The sequence below is a fragment of the Empedobacter sp. UBA1574 genome, from assembly GCF_002322895.1.
GTDB lineage: Bacteria > Bacteroidota > Bacteroidia > Flavobacteriales > Weeksellaceae > Empedobacter > Empedobacter falsenii_B.
Genome location: NZ_DCOI01000017.1, coordinates 56611 through 78751, shown reverse-complemented (window position 1 = coordinate 78751; position 22141 = coordinate 56611). Strand labels below are relative to the sequence as shown.

Here is a 22141-nt window from a genome sequence, read left to right as displayed (position 1 = left end):
GTATGATTTACGTAGTAATAGCATTTTTGTGGGTTGCCATCTGTTTATATTTAATTTTAGGTGGAGCAGATTTCGGTGCTGGAATTGTCGAATTATTCTCTGAAAAGAGTTACAAAAAACGTACGCAGAAGATTATGTACAATTCGATTGGACCTATTTGGGAAGCAAATCATATGTGGTTAATCATTGCCATTGTAATTTTGTTTGTCGGTTTTCCTAAGGTTTATGCAGATGTTTCTAATTATTTACATATTCCGTTAGTGATTATGTTGTTAGGAATCATAGCGCGTGGAACATCGTTTACGTTTAGAAATTATGATGCAATCAATGATAAATGGCACAATCTGTACGATGTCATTTTTACCTATTCAAGTGTTGTGACGCCTTTGTTTTTGGGAATAATTGCAGGATCTATCGTTTCAGGAAGTATTGATGATAATGCATTTTCGTTTCAAGATGCATATATATTTTCGTGGCTAAGTTGGTTTAATTTTTCAGTTGGAATTTTTACTGTTGTGATTTGTGCTTTCTTGGCTTCGGTTTATTCAATTCAAACTGTTAAAAACGAAGAAGATAAAGTGATTTTAAGAAAACGTGCGAAGCTTTATACAGCTTTAATTTTTGTTGCTGGTGCATTGGTATTTGCAGTTTCACTTTGGAAAAACATTCCATTATTTAGTTGGATAACATCAGAAATTTACGGTTATATCGCAATTGCAATTGCTTCAATTTCGATTGTATTATTACTTTCAGCCTTAAATAAAGCGAAGGATTCTTTGTTGAAAGTTTACGCAGGAATTATTGTGATGATGATTTTATTTGCGGCAACTTATTCGCATTTTCCAAATTTGGTATTATTTAAAGATGGTTCAACATTATCTTTATTAACAGATTACGGTGCGTTGAGTACGATAAATATGTTAGCTTGGGCATTATTACTCGGCTCGATATTTATTTTACCATTCTTGTTTTACTTGATTTATTCATTCAATCAAAAACAAAAAATATAAATATCCGTTCCAAATTTTATTACAAACATACTTGTTTGTAATGTTTGTCAAGAAGATTTTATTACAAACACATCTGTTTACAATCAACTGAGTCCTCGGGATAGGATAAACATAGCTGTTTGTAATTAACCGAGCCTTAGAAAAGAACAAGTGAATTTGATAAATGAAATAAATCTATTTAAATCTTTAGAACAAGGATGATAAGAGAAGAGCCTTATTTCAATTCGAAATAAGGCTCTTTTATTTTAATTATGTTTTGCTTGCCATTCAGCAATTTCTTGCTCATTCAGCAAACAAGAGTTTAATTCTTGTGTAACTTTTTCTTTATCCAAACCTTGTCCAATGAAAACAAGTTCTATCATTCGATCTCCCCATTCTTTCGACCATTTGGCTTCAATCGTTTTTTGATTAAATTGATACGCTGCAAACTGAATTCTTTCGTCATATGGCATCGAGCACCACCAAGCCCCCGCAGGATCAATTCGGATACTACCACCAGCTTGACTCAAGAAAATAGCTTCATCAGGACGATTTGCTAACCAAAATAAACCTTTTGAACGGTAAATTGTTGCTGGAAAATTATCATTCAAATAGGTTAAAAAACGTTCTGCATGAAATGGAATTTTTTGTCTGTAAACAAAAGAAGTCATTCCATATTTTTCTTCCAAATGATCGTGGTGTTCGTGTGTACAATGTTCGCCACATTCTTGATCATGGTCGTGATGATGGTGATGGTGATGTTCCTCTTTTTCTTGCTCTTCTAATAATTTTACCCAGGCGTCTATATCCTGAATTTTTTCGAAATCGAATAGATTGGTATTCAAAATTTCAGTTAATTCAACGTGAGAAAAACTTGCAGGAATTATTTTAGCAGAAGGATTTAATTTTGTCACAAACGCTTCAATATTCATCAACGTTTCTTCTTCAACCAAATCCATTTTATTTAGAATAATCACATTCGAAAATTCAATTTGATCGATTAAAAGATTTACAATCGGACGATTATCGTCTCTATTTTCTGTGAAACCACGATCAAAAACATCTTCATCAGTTCCTAAATTTTTGAAGAAATTATAAGCGTCAACTACAGTTACCAACGTATCTAAACGCGCAACTTTTGGCAAATCAATTTTACCATCTGGCGAAACAAAATCCAATGACTGCGCAATAGGACCTGGATCAGAAATACCAGAACTTTCGATAACCAAATAATCATATTTCCCTGATTGTGCCAACTTCTCTATTTCTACGATCAAATCTTCTCGTAATTCACAACAAACGCAACCGTTGCTTAATTCAACCAATTTTTCATCCGTTTGAATTAAATCATTTTCGCGAGAAACCATTTGCGCATCAATATTTACTGCGCCCATATCGTTCACGATAACTGCTACTTTTAGTCCTTTTTTATTGTGTAATATATGATTAAGAAGTGTCGTTTTTCCGCTTCCAAGAAATCCAGAAAGTACCGTTACAGGTAGTCTATTTTTCATAATTTATGCTTAAAAATATGCTACAAAGTTACGTTTTTATCACGCAAATTTTTGTGTAGAATCATCTATAAATTTTATAATGTTCTGTTAAGAATTTAATAATAAATCACTGTTAGAAAGATTTCTTTTATTTTTGTTCAAAATCAAATAAAATAATGTTTGTTTATAGTGTTATCACGTCAATAATTATTTCAATCGTACTTGAAATTTACCTGTATTATAATTTTAAAAAATTCATTCAAAATAAGTATATTCTTTTCGGGAATATGCTTTTGTGGTTACTTGTTTTGGGTAATTTTGGATATAATCTAATCTTTTTTGATCGTAATGTTGGTCAAACGCAAACGACAATGTGGGCAACAGGTTTGTTTATGTTGTTTGGTTTTCCTCGAATTATTTTGGTTCTATTTTTCTTGGTTCAAGATATTTTTAGAGGCTTTGGGTGGCTATTTAATCGTGCAACAAATCATCAAACAAAAGAAGATTCTTATTTACCTTCTCGTCGAAAATTTGTAATGATTTCTGGATTAATAGTAGCTTCAATACCTTTTTTTAGTTTGATTTATGGAATGACTTTAGGAAAATATAATTTCAAGGTAATCAAGAAAAAATTGGCATATCAACGTTTACCAAAATCGTTTGATGGTTTCAAGATTTTACATATAACGGATATTCATTCGGGAAGTTTGGACAATCGTGAGAAAATAGAATATGCAGTGGATTTAATTAATCAACAAGAGTTTGATATACTATTGTTTACGGGTGATATTGTGAATAATTTTCATTGGGAAATGGACAAATGGTACGATGTTTTTTCTAAAATAAAACAAGCGCCGCACGGAAATTTTGCAGTGCTAGGAAATCATGATTATGGAGAATATTCGGATTGGAAAACGGAGGAAGAAAAGCAAGATAATTTTGAGAAAATTAAAGCGATTTTCCCTAAGATTGGAATGAAATTATTATTGAATGAAAACCGATTTATTACAAAGAATGGTGAAAAAATTGCATTGATTGGCGTTCAGAATTGGGGAACACGATTTAAGAAATTAGGTGATATTGATGCAGCTTCGAATTATGTAAATACAGAAGATTTTAAAATTGTGATGTCTCATGATCCTTCGCATTGGAATGAGATATTGAAAAATCATCCGAAACATTTTGACTTGACTTTGTCTGGACATACGCATGGAATGCAATTAGGAATTGAAGTTCCGAAAATTGGTTTGCGTTGGAGTCCGGCGCAATATGTGTATCCGCAATGGGCAGGTTTTTATGATTTTGAAGGAAAGATTATCAATGTAAATCGCGGATTTGGTTATCATTTTTACCCAGGAAGAGTAGGTGTTTGGCCAGAAATAACATTAATAGAGTTGAAATCAGTATAAAGTATTAGGAAAAAGCAATCAAAGTTTTTGATTGCTTTTTTGATGTATATCAATTCTGATAACAGATTTTTATCGGATTATTGTCATAAAAAAAGAAATAATATGAATGAAGAATTAATTCCTTTACAGGTTGTAAAAAATGAATCAGCTTTTCGTTTTGAGCTGAATGTAGACGGATACATCGCTTTTATAGATTATAAAGAAGAAGATGATATTATCAATTGATTCATACCGAAGTTCCTGAAGAATTAGGAGGAAAAGGCGTTGCTGCTGCTTTGGTTGAAAAAACATTGGTTTATTTGGAGGAACATAAAAATCCTTTGTTTCCGTATTGTCCTTATGTATATGCCTACATCAAGAAACATCCGGAATGGAAACGAATTGTTCATCCTAAATTCTCTAACTATAACGAATTGTAATCGGTTAACGAATGAGATTATTACAAGAAATGCGACCTTAATCAGGTCGCATTTCTTGTAATATTTTTGAAAAGCAATTTATTTAAGCTTTGTGATGATCATCATCGTGTGTATATGTTTGCTCAATTGCGACGTGTCCTTCCCATTTATCAACTGCAACAGTCGATAAAGCATTTCCAAGAACATTCGTCATCGAACGAGCCATATCACAGAAATGGTCGATTGGTAAAATCAATGCGATTCCTTCTGGTGGAATTCCAAACATCGAACAAGTTGCAACCACTACAATTAATGAAGCTCTTGGCACACCTGCAACACCTTTTGAAGTAAGCATTAAGACTAATAACATCAAAATTTGTTTCTCGATCGGCATGTGAATTCCATAAACCTGCGCGATAAATAGCGACGCGAACGTCATGTACATCATCGATCCATCTAAATTGAAGGAATATCCGAGCGGTAAAGTAAACGAAATAATTTTCTTTTGAGCCCCAAATTTTTCTAATTCTTCAACTAATTTTGGGAATACAGCTTCTGATGAAGTTGTAGAGAAAGCGATTAATAATGGCGCTTTGATGTGTCTTAATAAGTCGATTACTCGTTTTCCTAAGATGAAATATCCAACCAAAATTAAAACAGCCCAAAGAAGCAAAATACCAATTACGAAGGCGATTAAATATTTAACATAAAGTAAGAATATACCGAATCCGTACGTTGCAATAGCAGCAGAAATAGTTCCTAAAACTCCTAATGGCGCAGTCCACATTACATATCCAACCATGATTAAAACGATATGCGAAATTTTATCTAACGCTTTCGTAATCATTTCGCCTTCTTTTCCATAAGCTGCCATTGCGACACCAAAGAAAATAGAGAAAACAACGATTTGTAAGATTTCATTTGTTGCAAATGATTCGAAAACAGATTTAGGAATCATATGTGTAATGAAATGTTCTAATGTAAGCGAAGCTTGACCTTTTAATAAATCTTGAGCAGAACTTGAATCGATTTCAATATTCAATCCTTCTCCAGGTTTCATTACATTGATAACAATAGCACCAATCACCAAAGAAGTAAGTGAAGCTGTGATAAACCAACCCATTGCACGTCCACCAACACGTCCAACCATTTTCATATCACCCATTTTAGCAATACCAACTACTAATGTTGAGAAAACTAAAGGCGCAATAATCATCTGAATAAGACGAATAAAAATAGTACCAAGAAGTTTTATGTTAGTCGAAAATGTTTTAATAAATTCTGGCGAGGTATTATAATGTACATATCCTCCAAGCGCAACCCCGATAAGAAGGGCAATAATAATAGCTATAAAAAGTTTATTGTTTTTCATTATGCGATTTTAAACTTTTCCAAAACTACTATTTTTTAGCAAATTATTAAGAATATAAATCAATTTATACACCAAATAAAATATAAAACCCTTTGTATGTAGTATTTATAAAGGGTTTTCTTTATAGTGTATTGTGTACTATTCTGGCTGTTTGAACGGAATTTCTTGATTTAAAATCTCTTCAATTAATGTTGACATTGGCGCGTTAGAATTCTCGACAATCGAATAATCGATGGTTGTATTTTTATCAACCGAAAGTTTAATTAAATCTTTATTTGGAAATTTGATCGGATAAATACACAATTCAATGTCTTTATTTAGATTTTTTTTGTCTGCATAAAATAAATGAGCATAGAAAATTAATTGCAATTGTTTGGCTTTATCTTCTTTTTTGTAAACGGTTTCTATTTCTTCGGTTTTAACCGAAATATCTTTCGCATAACCAGTTTTGTAATCAATAATTCGAGTTTGATTATTGACAGAATCAATTCTATCAATCACCCCTTTCAGTTTTACAATTTTGCCATTTGTAAGTGTAAAATCAACTTCGAGCTTGCTCTCCAAAGCTCGAATAACAAATTCATTTTCTTTTGCAGTAGTTGTATCTTTAGACAAAACGCCATCTACAATTCGCTCTGCAATTTTATAAATCAAATAATTTGGTCCTTTATCTAAATGCCCATCTTTATATTCTTTGCTAAAATGTTTTTGTAAGGTTTTATCTTTTATTTTTTCGATATTTTTGAAATCATTTTCATGCAAAATATGTCCAATATAAGGCGTGTACAAATCCTCTAAAGCTCCGTGTACAATGTTTCCTAACGTTCTTGCGCTTACAATTTCTTCGGCTTCTTCGACTTCATTTACATTAAAAACACGTTGTTCATAAAAATCTAACGGATTGCGTAAATATGTCGAAAGTGAAGAAGGTGAAATTCCATATTCAGCCCAATTTTGAAGTTTAGCCATTGTTTCGTCAGTTTTAGGAACAATGATTTCTTTCAAAGGTTTTGTAACAAAACTTGGAGCAGCAAAAGTTTCTTTCACTTCGTGATTACTTTCAAATTTGATTTGAGCCAAAAAGCGAGATTTTTCTCCAGAACCCATTCCGTCAGCTTCGGTATCGTACACGAAATAAGCGTTTTTCGCACGCTGAATCAAACGATAAAAGTGATATGCATAAATCGAATCATTTTCGGTAAATGTATTCAATTTCATTTGTTTGCGAATGTCATACGGAATAAATGTATTGTTTTGTCGTCCCAAAGGCAAAATTTCGTCATTCACAGAAGTCATGATAATATTATCGAAATTCAATAAACGAGTTTCCAATAATCCCATCAATTGTAAACCTTTCAAAGGCTCTCCAATAAAGGAAATTGTCTCGGAAGAAACGATTTTATTGTACAATAAAAACAAGGTTCTGTAATCTTTGATATCATCAACACTCAACAAATTTTCGTGCAATTGATTGAAAACTTTTTTGAAAAAGAACAAATATTCTTTTGTCAACAAATCGTTCATCGAAGGATGATGCAGTAATTCGTCTGTCCAATTTTTTAGATGATGAATAAATTCAGTGATGCTTTTCGGAATATGAAAAATAGATTTAAAGATTGATTCTCTTAAGGCATTTTGAATCGAATTTTGAGAATTAAATATTCTATTTTGTAAACGAATATCACCGATTAATCTTCGACTTTCTTCTGTGCTAAAAAGAGATAATGTTTTATTTTCAAGAATTTGTAAGACATTTTTGAAATAAAACATGGTTCCTTTTCCTAACTTCTCCCGATTCATTTGCAACTCAAAAATTGATTTGAAAAATTGCGCTAACGGAACAGAACGTAACGGAATTCCCATCGAAATGTTGAGATGTGTGATATTTTCGGGCAACGAATTGAGAATTGCTGGTAAAATAGATTCATCAGCCAAAATCAACGCGGTATTTTTTATCTCATCTTCGTTGAGATTTCTAATTAAATCTGCAATATATTTTGCTTGTCCAACTTGTTTTGCAACACCAATTGTCTGTAAATTTTTTGGTCTCGAAAATTCATCAACCACCCAATTGATAGGTTTTATTTTTTCTTTGTATTTTCTTAGAAAAGAACCAGCTTCTTGATTCGGATTTTCGTAATAATATTTATCTGCATCCCAATATAAAGTGGCTAATTTTTCTTTTTCTAATCGAAAAATTAGTGCTTGTTCTGCTTTTGTCAAGGCATTAAAACCAGCAAAAACATAATGTGAAGTTCTGTTTTCGACAATCTCTTCAACCTTTTCACTTGCGATTCTAAAAACCATCCCAGCATAACCTTCTTTCGAATCCAACAGATCTTGTTGTAATTGAAAATATAATTTTGAAACAATTCCCCAAAACGTTAAGTGATTTTGAATGATTTCATTTTTCCCAATCTCAATTTTTCCATCTCCCCATTGACTAATTCGTTCTACCGAAATCAAATAGTCTAAAACTTTATGCGCAGGTTGCAAAGAAGCATCGATATCATCGAAATCTTTCAAAACAGTTGGTCCCCATTTGATAAAATCTTCGAAAGAATCAGGCTTGTCAACGATTTTTTTATAGGCTTGATACGCTTTGAACCATAGATTAATTCCAGAAATAATTTCTAAACCAGAAAGTTCGCTCATCAATTCTTCGATACTTTTCATTTGTGGAAGAATGATATTTTGCGCTTGACGCTGAAATTCTTGTTTGAAGAATAACATGGGACGTTTTCCTGGTAAAACTAAAGTGGTGTTGATAAAGTTTTTTTGATTTTGGACTAAATCTTTTACAACATTTTCTATGAATTGAGCCATTTTGAAATTTTCTTTCGTTGAGTTGTTGTAAAAGTAAGGATTTTGAGAGACAATTCGTGGCGTTGAATTATTTTACTTCTTGAACTTTTTCTTGAAATAATTTTTCAAAAGTTTCAGTGATTTTATCCTCAGACATTTTTGTAGCAACAAAATATAATATGAATCCAAAAAATAACATCGGAATAGAAATTAAAGGTAAAAAATTATGAATTCCATTAGTAATAATTTGAAAAAGTGAGATTATAAAAAATAAAGTCACAATACTTATCCAAACAATGAAAAATATTGAAACAAAAGAGTTTAATTCTAAATTGTAAACAATAGTGGTTTTATTGTCGTTGGTATTGAAATGACCAATAATTTGAGGATTAAAACTATTTCGTCCGCTAATCGTTTTCATCAAATTGAAATGATCTTTATAAACTATCCCTTCAAATTCATATTTACTTTTAGAAAAACGAATTCTTTTTTCTTCTGTATTATCATTCAGTATTTTAAAAACTTCTTGATCAGAAAGATTTGTCGTTATTTGATATGTTTTATTTTTGAAAAGCATAAGTTAAATATATAAAAAAAGCGACTAAAAATATTTAGTCGCTAATATAATATTGAAAAAACAAATTCTTATTTAATCACTCCTAATTCTTTACCAACTTTTGTAAAAGCAGCAATTGTATGATCTAATTGCTCTTTTGTATTTGCAGCTGATAATTGTACACGAATACGTGCTTTGTCGCGAGGAACAACAGGGAAAAAGAATCCGATTACATAAACACCTTCATCTAATAATTTGTCTGCCATTACTTGAGATAATTTTGCATCATACAACATAACAGGTACAATTGCAGCATCACCTTCTGGAATATCAAAACCAGCAGCAACCATTTCTTTGCGGAAATATTCAGCATTCCACATTACTTTATCACGTAAAGTTGTGTCATTTTCTAACATTTCTAACACTTGCAAAGCAGCGCCAACGATTCCAGGAGCTAAAGAGTTAGAGAATAAATATGGACGAGATTTTTGACGTAACATTTCGATTACTTCTTTTTTACCAGAAGTAAATCCACCCATTGCACCACCTAAAGCTTTTCCTAAAGTAGATGTAATGATGTCTACACGTCCCATTACTTCGTTGTGCTCATGTGTTCCACGTCCAGTTTTTCCAATAAAACCAGTTGCGTGAGAATCATCAACCATTACCAAAGCATCGTATTTATCAGCTAAATCACAAACACCTTTTAAGTCTGCAACGATACCATCCATAGAGAAAACTCCGTCTGTTACAATAATTTTGAAACGATGATTTTTTTCTGAAGCTACAATTAATTGAGCCTCTAAATCAGCCATATTATTGTTTTTATAACGATAACGAGCAGCTTTACATAAACGAACACCATCAATAATAGAAGCGTGGTTTAATTCATCAGAAATAATAGCATCTTCTTCTGTAAACAAAGGCTCAAAAACACCACCATTTGCGTCAAAAGCAGCAGCATATAAAATCGTATCTTCCATTCCTAAGAAATTAGCGATTTTTTTCTCTAATTGTTTGTGTACATCTTGCGTACCACAAATAAAACGAACCGAAGACATTCCGTATCCGCGGTCATCTAACATTTTTTGAGAAGCTGAGATAACGTCTTTATTATCAGATAATCCTAAATAGTTGTTCGCACAAAAATTAAGTAATGTTTTACCATTTTCTAATGTAATTTCTGCACTTTGAGGAGAAGCAATGATGCGTTCTTTTTTGAATAATCCTTGTTCTTCTAAATCATTCAATTGCGTTTGTAAGTAGTTTTGAAATTTATCGCTATACATAATAAATCACTTTTTGTTTTGATATGTTTCATACAAATATAAATGTTTGCGGGCATATTTTTCGTATTTTTGTGAGACATAAAAAATAATAAACAGTGTTTCTAATCATCATATTTAGTTTTCAGTTCTATTTCTTAGCAAAATTTTTCAAAAAGGATAAATTAAAAACGGTTTTATCAGCAGTAGGATTATACATAGCGGGTGAGATTGCTTTTTCTTTTGTATTTGTTTTATTGTTTGCTTCAGGAATTATTGATATCGGTGTTAATTTTAATAGTTCATCTATGGATAATTTGATGGAAAATAGCCTTAAAATGAATAAATTTTTGGCCGAAAATTATGTGTCAATTGCTGTACAAGTCTTTTTATACATTGGTATCGGAATGTTTTATTACAATTCATTAAAGCGTAAATGGACATTGCAAATGTTAGAAGTCGAAATTGATAAACGTAAAGATGAAATTCTACAAAATTTAGAAGTTAATCAAAAAATAAATCCAGTAAAATTGGACGTTTATCCTCATTTTCACACTATTAATGAGAAAAACATTCATTTAGTTCAACCTTTGGCAAATGAGATTTGGAACGAATGTTACAAGGATTTGTTATCACAAGATCAAATCAATTATATGATTGATATGATGTATAATACTGATAAAGTAAACGAAGGAATTGTAAATGGAGATGTTTGGGAAATCCTGAAAATTGATAATGTTCCGTCTGGTTATTTGCATTACAAATTAGATGAAAATAATACTGTTTTCTTATCCAAAATTTACTTGAAAGAGTCTAATCAAACCAAAGGAATTGGACAATTGATGTTGAATAGAGTTGTAGATTATGCGCGAGAAAAAGGAGCAAAAGCTGTTCATTTAACGGTGAATAAACACAATGCGAAAGCAATTCGTTTTTATGAGAAAAATGGTTTCAAGAATATGGAATCAAAAACATTTGACATTGGAAATGGATATATTATGGATGATTATATTTATCAGAAATCCATTTAAAAATAAGGTTTTAATCAAAATATAAAGTCATTACGGTTTGTAATGGCTTTTTTATGTTGTAAACAAAGTGTCTAGAACCAAGCTGACTTAATTCGTAATGTCGTGAGGTTGATTTAGTTTTTAAAGTGATGAGAAGCTGAATTGAATTCAACTTGAAATTCTCCCTTAATTTATTATTGAAAATAGATCTTAATTTATCGAAGTTATATTGAACTTGTTTCAATATCGCATCTAGAGTTTAGAAATGTTAATTCTTAATATAAAACAAAAAGGACTTCAATAAGAAGTCCTTTTGTTATTTTTCTCTTTCGATTACGTATTTCACCATTGTTTCCAATGAATTTCGAAATTCACTTTCGGGAAATTCGTATAGTATATCTAAAGCCTCTTGGCTATATTGTTTCATCATTTTTTGCGTGTACTCAATTCCGCCGTGATCTTTCACATACTGAATAATTTCGCGTACACGTTTTTTGTCATTGTTGTAACGTTTTACCGAATTAATTAACCATTTTTTGTCTTTTTCATTCGCTGTGTTAATTGAATAAATCAACGGTAACGTCATTTTTTGTTCTTTGATGTCAATTCCGACAGGCTTTCCAATTGCATTAGAAGTGGTATAATCAAACAAATCATCTTTGATCTGAAAGGCAATTCCAACCAATTCACCAAAGCGATGCATTTTCTTCGCTACTTCTTCCGAACAACCAACAGAACGCGCACCAGCTTCACAACAAGCTGCGATAAGCGTTGCCGTTTTCATTCGAATAATCTCGAAGTATACATCTTCTGTAATATCAAGTTTTCGCGCTTTTTCGATTTGCAATAATTCACCTTCCGAAATTTCCTGTATCGCAACCGAAACAACTTCAAGTAAATCGAAATCTTTGTTTTTAGTCGAAATAATTAAGGTCTTTGATAAAAAATAATCTCCCACCAAAATAGCTACTTTGTTCTTCCAAATCGCATTAAGTGAAAAGAAACCACGACGCAATGTACTATCATCCACTACATCATCGTGTACCAAAGTTGCGGTGTGAATAAGCTCGATAAAAGAAGCTGCACGATAGGTACGTTCTTGTACTTCGCCATTTAATTTTGCAGTTAAAAATACAAACATCGGACGCATTTGTTTTCCTTTTCTACGCACGATATAATTGGAAATACGGTCAAGAAGCGAAACATTACTCTTCATCGATTCGAAGAATTTCTGTTCAAACAATTTCATTTCCTCCGCGATCGGAGCTTTAATCAAATCTACCGTGTTACCCAAAATTTAGTTTTTTAATTCGTAAAATTATTGATGCAATGTACAACCTGTTTTGCATAGAATCCTTTATAATTAAATTCCTCTCCGCTAAAACAAATTTTGTTTTCGGTTGGCAAAACTGAAATACCTTCCAATTGTCCCAACTGTGTCGTGAAGCCCAAAGGTAAACTTATTTTTTTAACTTGAGAAGTGAAGAATAACTGATTGTTATCTTTTGGCAAATCAAACCAACTGATAAACGTTAACGCTTCTTTTGTGTAGCCTAACAGATAAACTCCTTTGGTAGAACTATTTACATCAGCATCGATATAAGCAGCAGTTACAGCGTAATTTGTAGGAAAAGTTTCTAACTTTTTGGCTGCGTGTTTTTTAGAAGAGTCAATAGGAACAACATAATGAGACGTTGACATATTTGACCATTCTTTTGTAAAAATATGCAATTGATTTTGGTAGACAAAAAATGCTTCTGCGTCCCAATTTGTCGTCATATTTTTGAACTGAAAAGTTTCTTGATCTGGATAATAAAATTCTATTTTTTCAGCTTTTAATTGCTGATAAGATTTTGAATAATCGATGTTTGATTTCTGGATAAAATAAATGGCTAAATCTTTTCGTTTGCCCAAATTATTTCCAAAATCAGCAAAATAAATTCGATTATCATCCGAAGACATTTCTTCCCAATCGATATTTGGAGCATTTGTGATGAAAATAGTATTGATAATTTTACCTGTTTTTGCATCAAAACGATACAATTCTGGTTTGGAATCAGAATCGTTTAAACCCCAAAAAGAAGCCACATTTTTATCTTCTTTTTCATATTCTAAAGTCGAAATTTCGTTCAAAGTAGGCGGTAAGTTGATACTTTCCATTTTATAATCATCAATAGAAATTGTATCGATGTTTTCTACTATTTGCGCGAAAGAGAATTTAGTCAGAATCAAAAATAAAAATATGGCTAAATATTTCATTTGATTATGTTTTAATCATTTCCAGTTTTATTGGCTAATTGTCCGCAAGCTGCATCAATATCTTTTCCGCGACTACGACGTACATTTACCACAATATTGTTGGATTCTAAAGCTTTGATATAATTGTTAACTGCTTCTTCTGATGCTTGTTTGTAGATTCCGTCATCAATCGAATTATATTCGATAATATTCACTTTAGAAGGAATTTTTCGACAGAATTTTACCAATGCATCGATATCTTCTTTTTTATCATTAACACCGCCCCAAACAATATATTCGAACGTAATTCGTAAACCTGTTTGTTGGTACCAATATTGAAGACTATCCATTAAATCCGTCAACGGAAATTTAACAGAAAAAGGCATAATCACATTACGAACTTCTTCTCGAGCCGAATGTAAAGATACCGCAAGGTTAACACGTAAATCTTCGTCAGCCAGTTTTTCAATCATTTTAGGAATTCCCGAAGTAGAAACTGTAATTCGTCTTGGAGCCATTCCTAGTCCTTCTGGCAATGTGATTTTTTTGATGGCAGAAATTACTTCGTTATAATTTAACAAAGGTTCTCCCATTCCCATAAATACGATATTGCTTAAAGGACGATTGAAATAACGTTTACTTTCTTCATCGATAATCACAACTTGATCGACGATTTCGGCAGCTGTTAAGTTACGCATACGTTTTAATTGCGCTGTTGCACAAAAAGTACAATCCAAGCTACAACCAACTTGCGAAGAAACGCATGCAGTTGTGCGAGAATCAGTCGGAATTAAAACAGATTCCACAACGTTACCATCATGAAGTTTAACCGCATTCTTGATGGTTCCGTCGTTAGATTTTTGTAGAAGATCAACTTCAACAGGTTGAATTTGGAAAGATTCTCCCAATTGCTCACGTAGAGCTTTTGAGATATTCGTCATGTCATCAAATTGATGCGCATTCTTTTTCCATAACCATTCGTACACTTGTTTTGCGCGGAATGATTTTTCTCCAATCTCTTTGAAATAATCTTCAATCTCAGCTTGTGAAAGCTTTCGTATATCTTTTTTTGTTGTACTCAAACTTGTCTTATAAGATTAACATTGCATCTCCGTAAGAGTAGAATTTGTATCCTTCTTTTACAGCTTCGTTGTATGCTTTCATTGTTAAATCGTGTCCAGCAAACGCAGAAATCATCATGATTAATGTAGATTTTGGTGTGTGGAAGTTTGTAATCATACAATTTGCAATAGAGAAATCGTATGGTGGGTGAATAAATTTGTTCGTCCAACCATCAAATGCATTTAAATGACCATCTGCAGAAACAGAAGATTCGATAGAACGCATAGAAGTTGTACCAATAGCACAAACTTTTTTCTTCTCGTCAATTGCACGATTTACAAGATCAGCAGATTCTTGAGGAATAATAACTTGCTCAGACTCCATTTTGTGTTTAGATAAATCTTCAACCTCTACAGCTTGAAAAGTTCCTAAACCAATGTGTAATGTTAATTCAGCAAAATCAACACCTTTAATTTCTAAACGTTTTAATAAGTGTTTAGAAAAGTGTAAACCAGCTGTTGGTGCAGCAACAGCTCCTTCGTGTTTTGCATAAATTGTTTGGTAACGCTCTGCATCTTCTGGTTCAACATCACGTAAAATATATTTTGGAAGTGGAGTTTCTCCTAATTCTTTCAATTTTGCACGGAATTCTTCGTAAGATCCATCAAATAAGAAACGTAAAGTACGTCCACGAGAAGTTGTATTGTCAACAACCTCTGCAACTAATGTATCATCATTATCGAAGAATAATTTATTTCCGATACGAATTTTACGCGCTGGATCAACCAAAACATCCCATAAACGAGTCTCAGCATCTAATTCTCTTAGCAAGAAAACTTCGATTTGAGCACCAGTTTTCTCTTTGTTACCCATCAAACGAGCAGGGAAAACTTTCGTATTGTTACGAATCATTACATCTCCTTCGTCGAAATACTCGATAAGATCTTTAAATTGTCTATGTTCAATTTCTCCGGTGTCACGGTGAACAACCATTAAGCGAGCTTCGTCTCTGTTTTCAGAAGGGCGATCTGCTAAAAGTTCTTCAGGTAAAGTAAAGTCGAAATCGGAGGTTTTCATTTTCATAATTGTACAATTTTTTGCAAATATACGATGTCAGATACCCCTTTGTCAAGTGAATTGAGGTATTTTATGAAATTGCTAACGTTTAAATGTTTATTTTTGACGAAAGACTTATAGATATTATCAAGTTTTTTAATACTTATTTGAAAAATAAAATGAAAACGAAACTACTATTACTATCAATGTTTTTTACATTTTTTAGTTGTAATAAATCCGAACAAAAAATTGAAGAATCTGCTGAAATAGAAAAGATTGATTCTGTTGCAAAAAAAGAATCACCAGAATCAGAAATTCCGAAAGAATTGATAAAAGCACCAGATTTTTCTTTGGCTGATATCAATGGAAAACGATTTGACTTATCAGATTTCAAAGGAAAATATGTCTACATGGATATTTGGGCAACATGGTGTGGACCTTGCAAAGTTCAAATTCCTTTTATGAAAGAATTGGAAAAACAATTTCATAATGCACCAATTCATTTTGTAAGTGTTTCTTTGGATAAATTAGAAGATAAGCCAATTTGGGAAAAAATGGTGAGAGAAAATCAGATGTCTGGTGTACAGTTATTTGCAGGAAGAGAAGATAACTTTGGCTTTGATTATAAGATAGAATACATTCCGACTTTTATTATTTTAGACAAAGAAGGAAATATTATGATTGATCGCGCGCCTGCACCGATGGATTATCAAACAGGAGGAATCAATCAACAATTGGTTGATATTCTCAAAATGATGAAATAAAAAAAGCTTCCATTTGGAAGCTTTTTTTTATTATTGAGCTCATTATGCTCTAACTTTTGTTTTCAAATTAATACGTTGACCAATTTTAGGTTGTTCACCTGGTTCCATACGATTTAGTTTATATAGGTTGTTTACTTTTACACCAAAACGTTGCGAAATCGTGTACATATCATCACCTTCTTGTACTTTGTATGAATAATCAGAACCTTTTGTTTTCTTTTTTCCGAAAAATACAATTTGTCCATCTTTCAATTTAGAACCCATTTGTATTTCATTGAAATTCGCAATATCCGAAGGAACTTTGTTGTATGTTTTAGAAATAGTTGCAATTGTTTCTCCCGCTTGAGCAACAATATAAGGAATATTATTCTTGTGATTTTTAATGCGAGTTGTAGGATTTTGAGGACGAGTTTCGTAAGCAATTGTTTTGTTATTTACACTAGGCTCATTTTTCTCTATACTATTATTATTTGGTTGATAAGACGCTAATGCAATTTCTTCTTTGATTGTTTTAGATTCTTTCTTCGTTTTAGATTTCGATGAATTATTTGCCATCATCATATCATCCTGATTGTTGTATAATGTATACAATTTTGTATAAACTTCTTCTGGAGAAATCTTATCAAATTGATCTAAATTATATTTCTCAATTCTCGAAATTAATTTTGAAGCATATTTTGGATCAGTTGCATAACCAGATTTTTTCAGACCATTTGCCCAAGCGTTATAATCTGTCGGATCTAAGAAAAATAAAGCTTTGTAATAAGGTCTTAAAGCCAAAAATTTAGAATGATCTCTATAACTTTCTTCAACTGAAGAATATTTTCTAAAACATTCTCCTTTCGAATCATCATCGTGATAAATACGAGGTTTATCCAACGACCATTCTTCAGGACCTTTACATTTTATTCCAAAATGATTATTGGCTTGATCGGCTAATTTACTTTGTCCGCCTCCAGTTTCCAATAATCCTTGTGCTAACGTAATACTTGCTGGAACTTTGTAAAGTTGCATTTCTTCAACAGCTAAAATAGCATGTTTTCGAATGTAAGTTATGTCTCTACTTTCTTGTGCTTGCGTCGAAATCGACAACACTAAGCTAAAAATGTATAACAATTTTTTCATTCTATAATATTTTTGTTCTTCTTCTTTAAAAGTTTGTTCATTCCTTCAATTCCTTGCAATCCGCCTGTATGAACCAAAAGAATTTTAGAATTATCACTAAAATAATGATTTTTAATTAATTGAAAAATACCAAAAACCATTTTTCCAGTGTAAATAGGATCCAATTGAATATGGTTAATTCGCTTGAAATCATTTACAAAAGTAATTAATTCATCCGAAACTTTCCCATATCCGCCAAAATGATAATCATTAAAAATAGTGAAATTCGTTTTATTTGTCAATTTTTCGATTTCATTTTGGATAAAATCTCCCTTTAAACTCGGAAAACCTAAAACTGTTTGATGAGGTTTCGAGCTTTCAATCAATCCAGCAATTGTTCCACAAGTTCCGATTGCCGAAGCAATAAAATCATATTCGAAACAATCATCGTACAAAATTTCTTCGCAACCTTTTATCGCAAAATCATTTGTACCTCCTTCTGGAATAACGTAAGTGTTTGGATATTTAGTATTTAAATGATTAATAAATTCTACTTCATCTTTTTTTCGATAATCTTCTCTGGAAATAAAATGCAATTGCATTCCACATTTTTGAGCAAAACGTAACGTAGGATTTTCATCGATTTTATCACTTAATTCTTCTCCACGAATTATACCGATAGTTTCGAAATGATGAAGTTGACCAGCTGCCGCCGTTGCTGCAATATGATTGGAAAAAGCGCCACCAAATGTTATCAATTTCTTGAAACCAAGTTTTTCAGCTTCAATAAAATTATATTTCAGTTTTCGGTATTTGTTTCCAGAGATTTCTGGATGAATCAAATCTTCTCTTAATATAGAAAGTTGAATATTTTGAGAAGTTAAATGTTTGATGTCAATGTTTTGAATTTGAGCTTTAAAATCGTTCCAAATCATTTAGATATATTTTAGAAAATTATAAAATTTTCGTTTTTTTAAATAATTCAAATTGTGTTCGTTTGCATAAGCTTCACGCTCAAAACTAATATTGCGATATGCTTTGTGTTGATCGCGATATTGAATCAATCGAATGGCATATTCAATAAAATAAAAAGGATAGAAAAAAACGACCAAAAGTTCGAGTTGTTGAATGATATGAATGGTTTCGTGATTGATTAAAACTTCATCATTTTTCAGTTTTTTATCTCTCAAAAAAATGAAAGGAAAAATGGTAATTCCAATAAAATTCTTTCGGAATAAATGACGCAAAACAACTACAAACATGATTTAGGTAATTCGATTTTATTGCAAAATTAATCAATCTGAAAAGATATTGATTTAAAAAGCGTTAAAAAGCGTAAATTTAGAAGAAGTTTCGCAAATAATTATCATACCAAAATTAATGATAGTTTATAGATAAAAGTTGTAAATTCACAGCGTTAGAAATGAAAAAGTTTGAAGAAGGAGATTATTATTTATCTCCAGAAGGTTTCAGAATATTTACTGAACAATATCTAAAAAAAAGAGGGTATTGTTGTAAAAGTGGATGCAAACATTGTCCGTATGGATACGATAAAAAAACAGATAAAATAAAGAATAAGAAATAATTATATGAAAATAACATCAACAGTTTTAGCTTTGTTAATAGGAAGTTGTGCTTTTGCTCAAATGAAATTTCCCGCGGTAAGTTCTCATGCTGAAGTTGAACAAAAAGTAGGTTTAACAGAATTTGAAGTTGAATATAATCGACCAAATGTAAACGGAAGAAAAGTATTTGGAAAATTGGTACCGAATGGAGAAGTTTGGCGAACTGGTGCGAATGAAAATACGGTCATCAAATTTGATAAACCAATCAAAGTGAATGGACAAGAGTTGGCTGCTGGCGAATATGCGTTGTATAGCATTCCGAATAAAGAGGAGTGGGAGGTAATTTTTTACAAAGACACGAAAAACTGGGGAAATCCGAAAGAGTGGAAGGAGTCGAATATCGCTTTGAAAGTGAAAGCTCCGTCAACAAAATCGATGAACAATAAGACAGAAACGTTTGAGATTCGTTTTACAAATGTGACGCAAAAATCAGCGAATTTGGTATTAGCTTGGGATAACACAACGGTTGTTTTGGATATTGAAACGAATACAATTAACGAAGTTTTAAAAATGATTGGAGATCAATTGAACGAAAATTCTTCTGCAAGAGATTTTTACAATTCGGCAAACTTCTATTATTCGAATAAATTGGATCGAAATCAAGCGTTGAAATGGGTCAATACAGCTTTAGAAAAAGATGCAAATGCGCCAGATTATTACAAAGAATTGAAAGTTAATTTGGAAAAAAATAAATATTAATTAAAAATCCCTTCAAAAATTTTTGAAGGGATTTTTTTATTCAGAAATATTCTTTTTTAAGATAATTTGTAAGTAAGAAAACATCAACGCAGTTGACCAGCCAACCATCATAATTCCGTTTATAGCTTCTAATCCAGCCATGATTTTCCATTCACTATCAATCACAACAACACCATAACCAACGGTTGTAAATGTGATTAATGAAAAATAGATTGCTTCTTGAAAACTATACAAATTGTCAATATTTGGATTGAAATAAAAAGTAGCCGCCCAAATTGTATATTGTGCGCCATGTAACAAAGTAAGCAAAGAAACAGATAATGCCATTTGCCAAATTACTTGACTAAACGTTAAATGTTGTTTTTTGAGATTAAATTTATGTAGATATTTTAGCGAATAAACAGTGACAGTTGATTGTAAAATAACATTCACACAAATAATCAATACGCCATAACATATAATTAGAAACATATTTTTATCTATTATAGGCGAGTACAAAAATGTAAAGAATAAAATTTATATAATACTTTTTGAAGCTAAAAATTTTGTAAATTTAATAGAGAAGTAAAATCTAGATATCCTAAATATTTGATAAAATCTGGATTAATAAAGCTTTATTACTAATTTTGTAACGTTAAAAATACATATTTCAACGAATGAATATTAATTTTAAATATATTTTGATGTGTTTCGGAATAGCTACAATTGGCTTATCTTCGTGTGCTTCAAATAAAAATTCGAAAAAAATAGTTTATAAAAAAGTAGAATCTAAGCAGCCTATAAAACCTGTAGAATCTACGCAAACAACTATTCTTACTACATCAAAAACTGAAATTTCGAATAAGAAAGATGAAGTTTTTACAGTGAAATTACCAGAAGTAAATCGTGAGTTCCGAGCGGCTTGGGTAGCTTCTGTTGCAAATATTAACTGGCCTTCTAAAAAAGATTTAACGACAACGCAACAAAAAGATGAAGCGATAAAGTTGTTGGATATGTTAGAAGCAAACAATTTTAATGCAGTTATTTTTCAGGTTCGTCCAGCGGCAGATGCTTTGTACAAAAGTAATTTTGAACCTTGGTCTTACTTCTTAACTGGAGAAGAAGGAAAAGCGCCTTCTCCATATTATGACCCGTTAGAGTTTTGGGTGGAAGAAGCGCACAAACGTGGAATTGAGTTGCATGTTTGGTTAAATCCTTACAGAGCGCATCACAGTAGTGGAGGGCCGGTGACAAGTGAGTCGATGGTGAAAAGGTCGCCAAGTAATGTGGTCAGATTGAAGAATGGTATGTATTGGTTTGATCCTGCTGACAAAAAAACGCAAGATCACGTTTCGGAAGTTGTTCGTGATATCGTTTCGCGTTATGATATTGATGGTGTTCATTTTGATGATTATTTCTATCCATATGCATCGTATAATGGTGGTGCAGACTTTCCAGATAATTCAACTTGGAATGTTTACAAGAATAATGGAGGAATGTTGTCGAGAGCAGATTGGCGTCGTCAAAATGTGAATACAATTATTGAGCGTATTTATAAAGAAATCAAAGCAGAAAAACCTTTCGTTAAATTTGGAATTAGTCCTTTTGGAATTTGGAAACCAGGTTATCCTTCTGGAATTACAGGTTCTTCGCAATATGATGAATTGTACGCAGATGCAAAATTATGGTTGAACAAAGGTTGGGTTGATTATTTTTCACCACAATTATATTGGCCAATTAATTCGACAGGACAAAGTTTTCCTAAATTATTAGAATGGTGGAAATCAGAAAATACACATAATCGTCATCTTTGGCCAGGTTTGAATACTGTAGAAGTTAAGGTTTCGGATAGAACAACTGAGATTAAAAATCAGGTAAAAATGGCTGGTGAGATTTTGCAAAACAATGTGGGTGTTATTCACTGGAGTATTGCTGGATTAACGAAAAATCCTTCGATGTTGAGTTATCTAAAAGAAGGCCCATACAAAGCTAAAGCTTTGGTGCCAACTATGAATTGGATTAAGGCAGATCGTTTGGCAAAACCAAGTTTGTCTGTAAATGCAAAAGCATCAGAAGTTGTGATGAATTGGAATGATTATAAAATGAATTCGAATGTTTCGAAATGGATTTTATATACACGTTACAACAACGATTGGGAAACATCTATTTTGGATAAAACCAAAACAAACCAAACAATTTTGAAACATAAAGATGGTAAAAGTTTAACGGCAGTTGCACTAAAAGCTGTTGATCGTTTAGGAAACGAAAGTGATTACGTTGCTCAAAAAATTAATTAAGAATACCCGTTGTGCATTTT

20 protein-coding genes and 1 pseudogene are annotated in these 22141 nt (G+C 31.9%); 8 read left to right on the top strand and 13 right to left on the bottom strand.

Going from position 1 to position 22141, the window contains the following annotated elements; genetic code table 11:
* Positions 1-2 precede the first annotated feature (2 nt).
* Positions 3-1010, top strand: coding sequence for a cytochrome d ubiquinol oxidase subunit II (locus B3578_RS03770; protein ID WP_284583858.1), 1008 nt, complete (start codon positions 3-5; stop codon positions 1008-1010).
* 245 nt (positions 1011-1255) lie between these two features.
* Here B3578_RS03770 and B3578_RS03765 read toward each other — a convergent pair whose 3' ends face one another.
* Positions 1256-2503, bottom strand: coding sequence for a GTP-binding protein (locus B3578_RS03765; RefSeq protein ID WP_284583857.1), 1248 nt, complete (start codon positions 2501-2503; stop codon positions 1256-1258).
* A gap of 266 nt (positions 2504-2769) precedes the next feature.
* Here B3578_RS03765 and B3578_RS03760 point away from each other — a divergent pair, with 266 nt between their 5' ends.
* On the top strand, positions 2770-3891 hold the full coding sequence (locus B3578_RS03760) for a metallophosphoesterase (RefSeq protein ID WP_312066987.1): 1122 nt from the start codon (positions 2770-2772) through the stop codon (positions 3889-3891).
* A 102-nt stretch (positions 3892-3993) separates the two neighbouring features.
* Positions 3994-4310 (top strand): annotated as a pseudogene (locus B3578_RS03755) (GNAT family N-acetyltransferase).
* Positions 4311-4392: 82 nt separating this feature from the next.
* Here the strand turns inward: B3578_RS03755 and B3578_RS03750 are convergent.
* The 4 genes from B3578_RS03750 to kbl all read right to left on the bottom strand — a co-directional run bounded on the left by B3578_RS03750 (position 4393) and on the right by kbl (position 10311).
* Positions 4393-5661, bottom strand: a complete 1269-nt coding sequence (locus B3578_RS03750) for a dicarboxylate/amino acid:cation symporter (protein WP_280037926.1) — start codon at positions 5659-5661, stop codon at positions 4393-4395.
* Between the two features lie 138 nt (positions 5662-5799).
* Positions 5800-8487 carry a PD-(D/E)XK nuclease family protein gene (locus tag B3578_RS03745; protein WP_291047085.1) on the bottom strand — a complete coding sequence of 896 codons (2688 nt, stop codon included), beginning with the start codon at positions 8485-8487 and terminating at the stop codon, positions 5800-5802.
* A 67-nt stretch (positions 8488-8554) separates the two neighbouring features.
* Entirely contained in the window at positions 8555-9043 is a 489-nt protein-coding gene (locus tag B3578_RS03740; RefSeq protein WP_221855776.1) for a hypothetical protein, read from the bottom strand.
* 68 nt (positions 9044-9111) lie between these two features.
* Entirely contained in the window at positions 9112-10311 is a 1200-nt protein-coding gene (gene kbl / locus B3578_RS03735; protein ID WP_291047084.1) for a glycine C-acetyltransferase, read from the bottom strand.
* 95 nt (positions 10312-10406) lie between these two features.
* Between kbl and B3578_RS03730 the strand changes: the two genes are divergently transcribed.
* Entirely contained in the window at positions 10407-11318 is a 912-nt protein-coding gene (locus B3578_RS03730) for a GNAT family N-acetyltransferase (RefSeq protein ID WP_286495590.1), read from the top strand.
* Between the two features lie 295 nt (positions 11319-11613).
* On the opposite strand, the gene B3578_RS03725 is transcribed toward B3578_RS03730, so the two are convergent.
* From B3578_RS03725 to queA, 4 genes are read right to left on the bottom strand one after another with little or no spacing between them, the layout of a single operon-like run.
* The gene (locus tag B3578_RS03725; RefSeq protein WP_180906365.1) at positions 11614-12546 is read right to left on the bottom strand and encodes a polyprenyl synthetase family protein; all 933 of its coding nucleotides are present in this window, start codon (positions 12544-12546) and stop codon (positions 11614-11616) included.
* 56 nt (positions 12547-12602) lie between these two features.
* Positions 12603-13556 (bottom strand): hypothetical protein, encoded by a 954-nt coding sequence (locus tag B3578_RS03720; protein WP_286495588.1) that lies wholly within the window; start codon positions 13554-13556, stop codon positions 12603-12605.
* Between the two features lie 11 nt (positions 13557-13567).
* Positions 13568-14617: a 23S rRNA (adenine(2503)-C(2))-methyltransferase RlmN gene (rlmN, locus tag B3578_RS03715; RefSeq protein ID WP_038336309.1), complete on the bottom strand. Its 1050-nt coding sequence runs from the start codon at positions 14615-14617 to the stop codon at positions 13568-13570.
* 7 nt (positions 14618-14624) lie between these two features.
* Positions 14625-15674, bottom strand: a complete 1050-nt coding sequence (gene queA / locus B3578_RS03710; RefSeq protein ID WP_038336356.1) for a tRNA preQ1(34) S-adenosylmethionine ribosyltransferase-isomerase QueA — start codon at positions 15672-15674, stop codon at positions 14625-14627.
* 158 nt (positions 15675-15832) lie between these two features.
* Here queA and B3578_RS03705 point away from each other — a divergent pair, with 158 nt between their 5' ends.
* The gene (locus tag B3578_RS03705; protein ID WP_181816294.1) at positions 15833-16417 is read left to right on the top strand and encodes a TlpA family protein disulfide reductase; all 585 of its coding nucleotides are present in this window, start codon (positions 15833-15835) and stop codon (positions 16415-16417) included.
* Between the two features lie 42 nt (positions 16418-16459).
* Here the strand turns inward: B3578_RS03705 and B3578_RS03700 are convergent, their stop codons facing one another.
* From B3578_RS03700 to B3578_RS03690, 3 genes are read right to left on the bottom strand one after another with little or no spacing between them, the layout of a single operon-like run.
* A complete protein-coding gene (locus tag B3578_RS03700) occupies positions 16460-17542 on the bottom strand; it encodes a glucosaminidase domain-containing protein (RefSeq protein ID WP_219034192.1) in 1083 nt (360 codons plus the stop codon).
* Positions 17539-18456: a 1-aminocyclopropane-1-carboxylate deaminase/D-cysteine desulfhydrase gene (locus B3578_RS03695; RefSeq protein WP_291047083.1), complete on the bottom strand. Its 918-nt coding sequence runs from the start codon at positions 18454-18456 to the stop codon at positions 17539-17541. The genes B3578_RS03700 and B3578_RS03695 overlap by 4 nt, the downstream gene beginning before the upstream one ends.
* Positions 18457-18783 (bottom strand): hypothetical protein, encoded by a 327-nt coding sequence (locus tag B3578_RS03690; protein ID WP_038336313.1) that lies wholly within the window; start codon positions 18781-18783, stop codon positions 18457-18459.
* A gap of 161 nt (positions 18784-18944) precedes the next feature.
* Between B3578_RS03690 and B3578_RS03685 the strand changes: the two genes are divergently transcribed.
* Complete coding sequence (locus B3578_RS03685; RefSeq protein WP_160279602.1) at positions 18945-19106, top strand: DUF5522 domain-containing protein; 162 nt, start codon at positions 18945-18947, stop codon at positions 19104-19106.
* 4 nt (positions 19107-19110) lie between these two features.
* Positions 19111-19845, top strand: coding sequence for a DUF2911 domain-containing protein (locus tag B3578_RS03680; protein ID WP_291047082.1), 735 nt, complete (start codon positions 19111-19113; stop codon positions 19843-19845).
* Between the two features lie 36 nt (positions 19846-19881).
* Here the strand turns inward: B3578_RS03680 and B3578_RS03675 are convergent, their stop codons facing one another.
* A complete protein-coding gene (locus B3578_RS03675; protein WP_291047081.1) occupies positions 19882-20316 on the bottom strand; it encodes a potassium channel family protein in 435 nt (144 codons plus the stop codon).
* A gap of 185 nt (positions 20317-20501) precedes the next feature.
* Between B3578_RS03675 and B3578_RS03670 the strand changes: the two genes are divergently transcribed.
* Entirely contained in the window at positions 20502-22121 is a 1620-nt protein-coding gene (locus tag B3578_RS03670) for a glycoside hydrolase family 10 protein (RefSeq protein ID WP_291047080.1), read from the top strand.
* Positions 22122-22141: the final 20 nt, after the last annotated feature.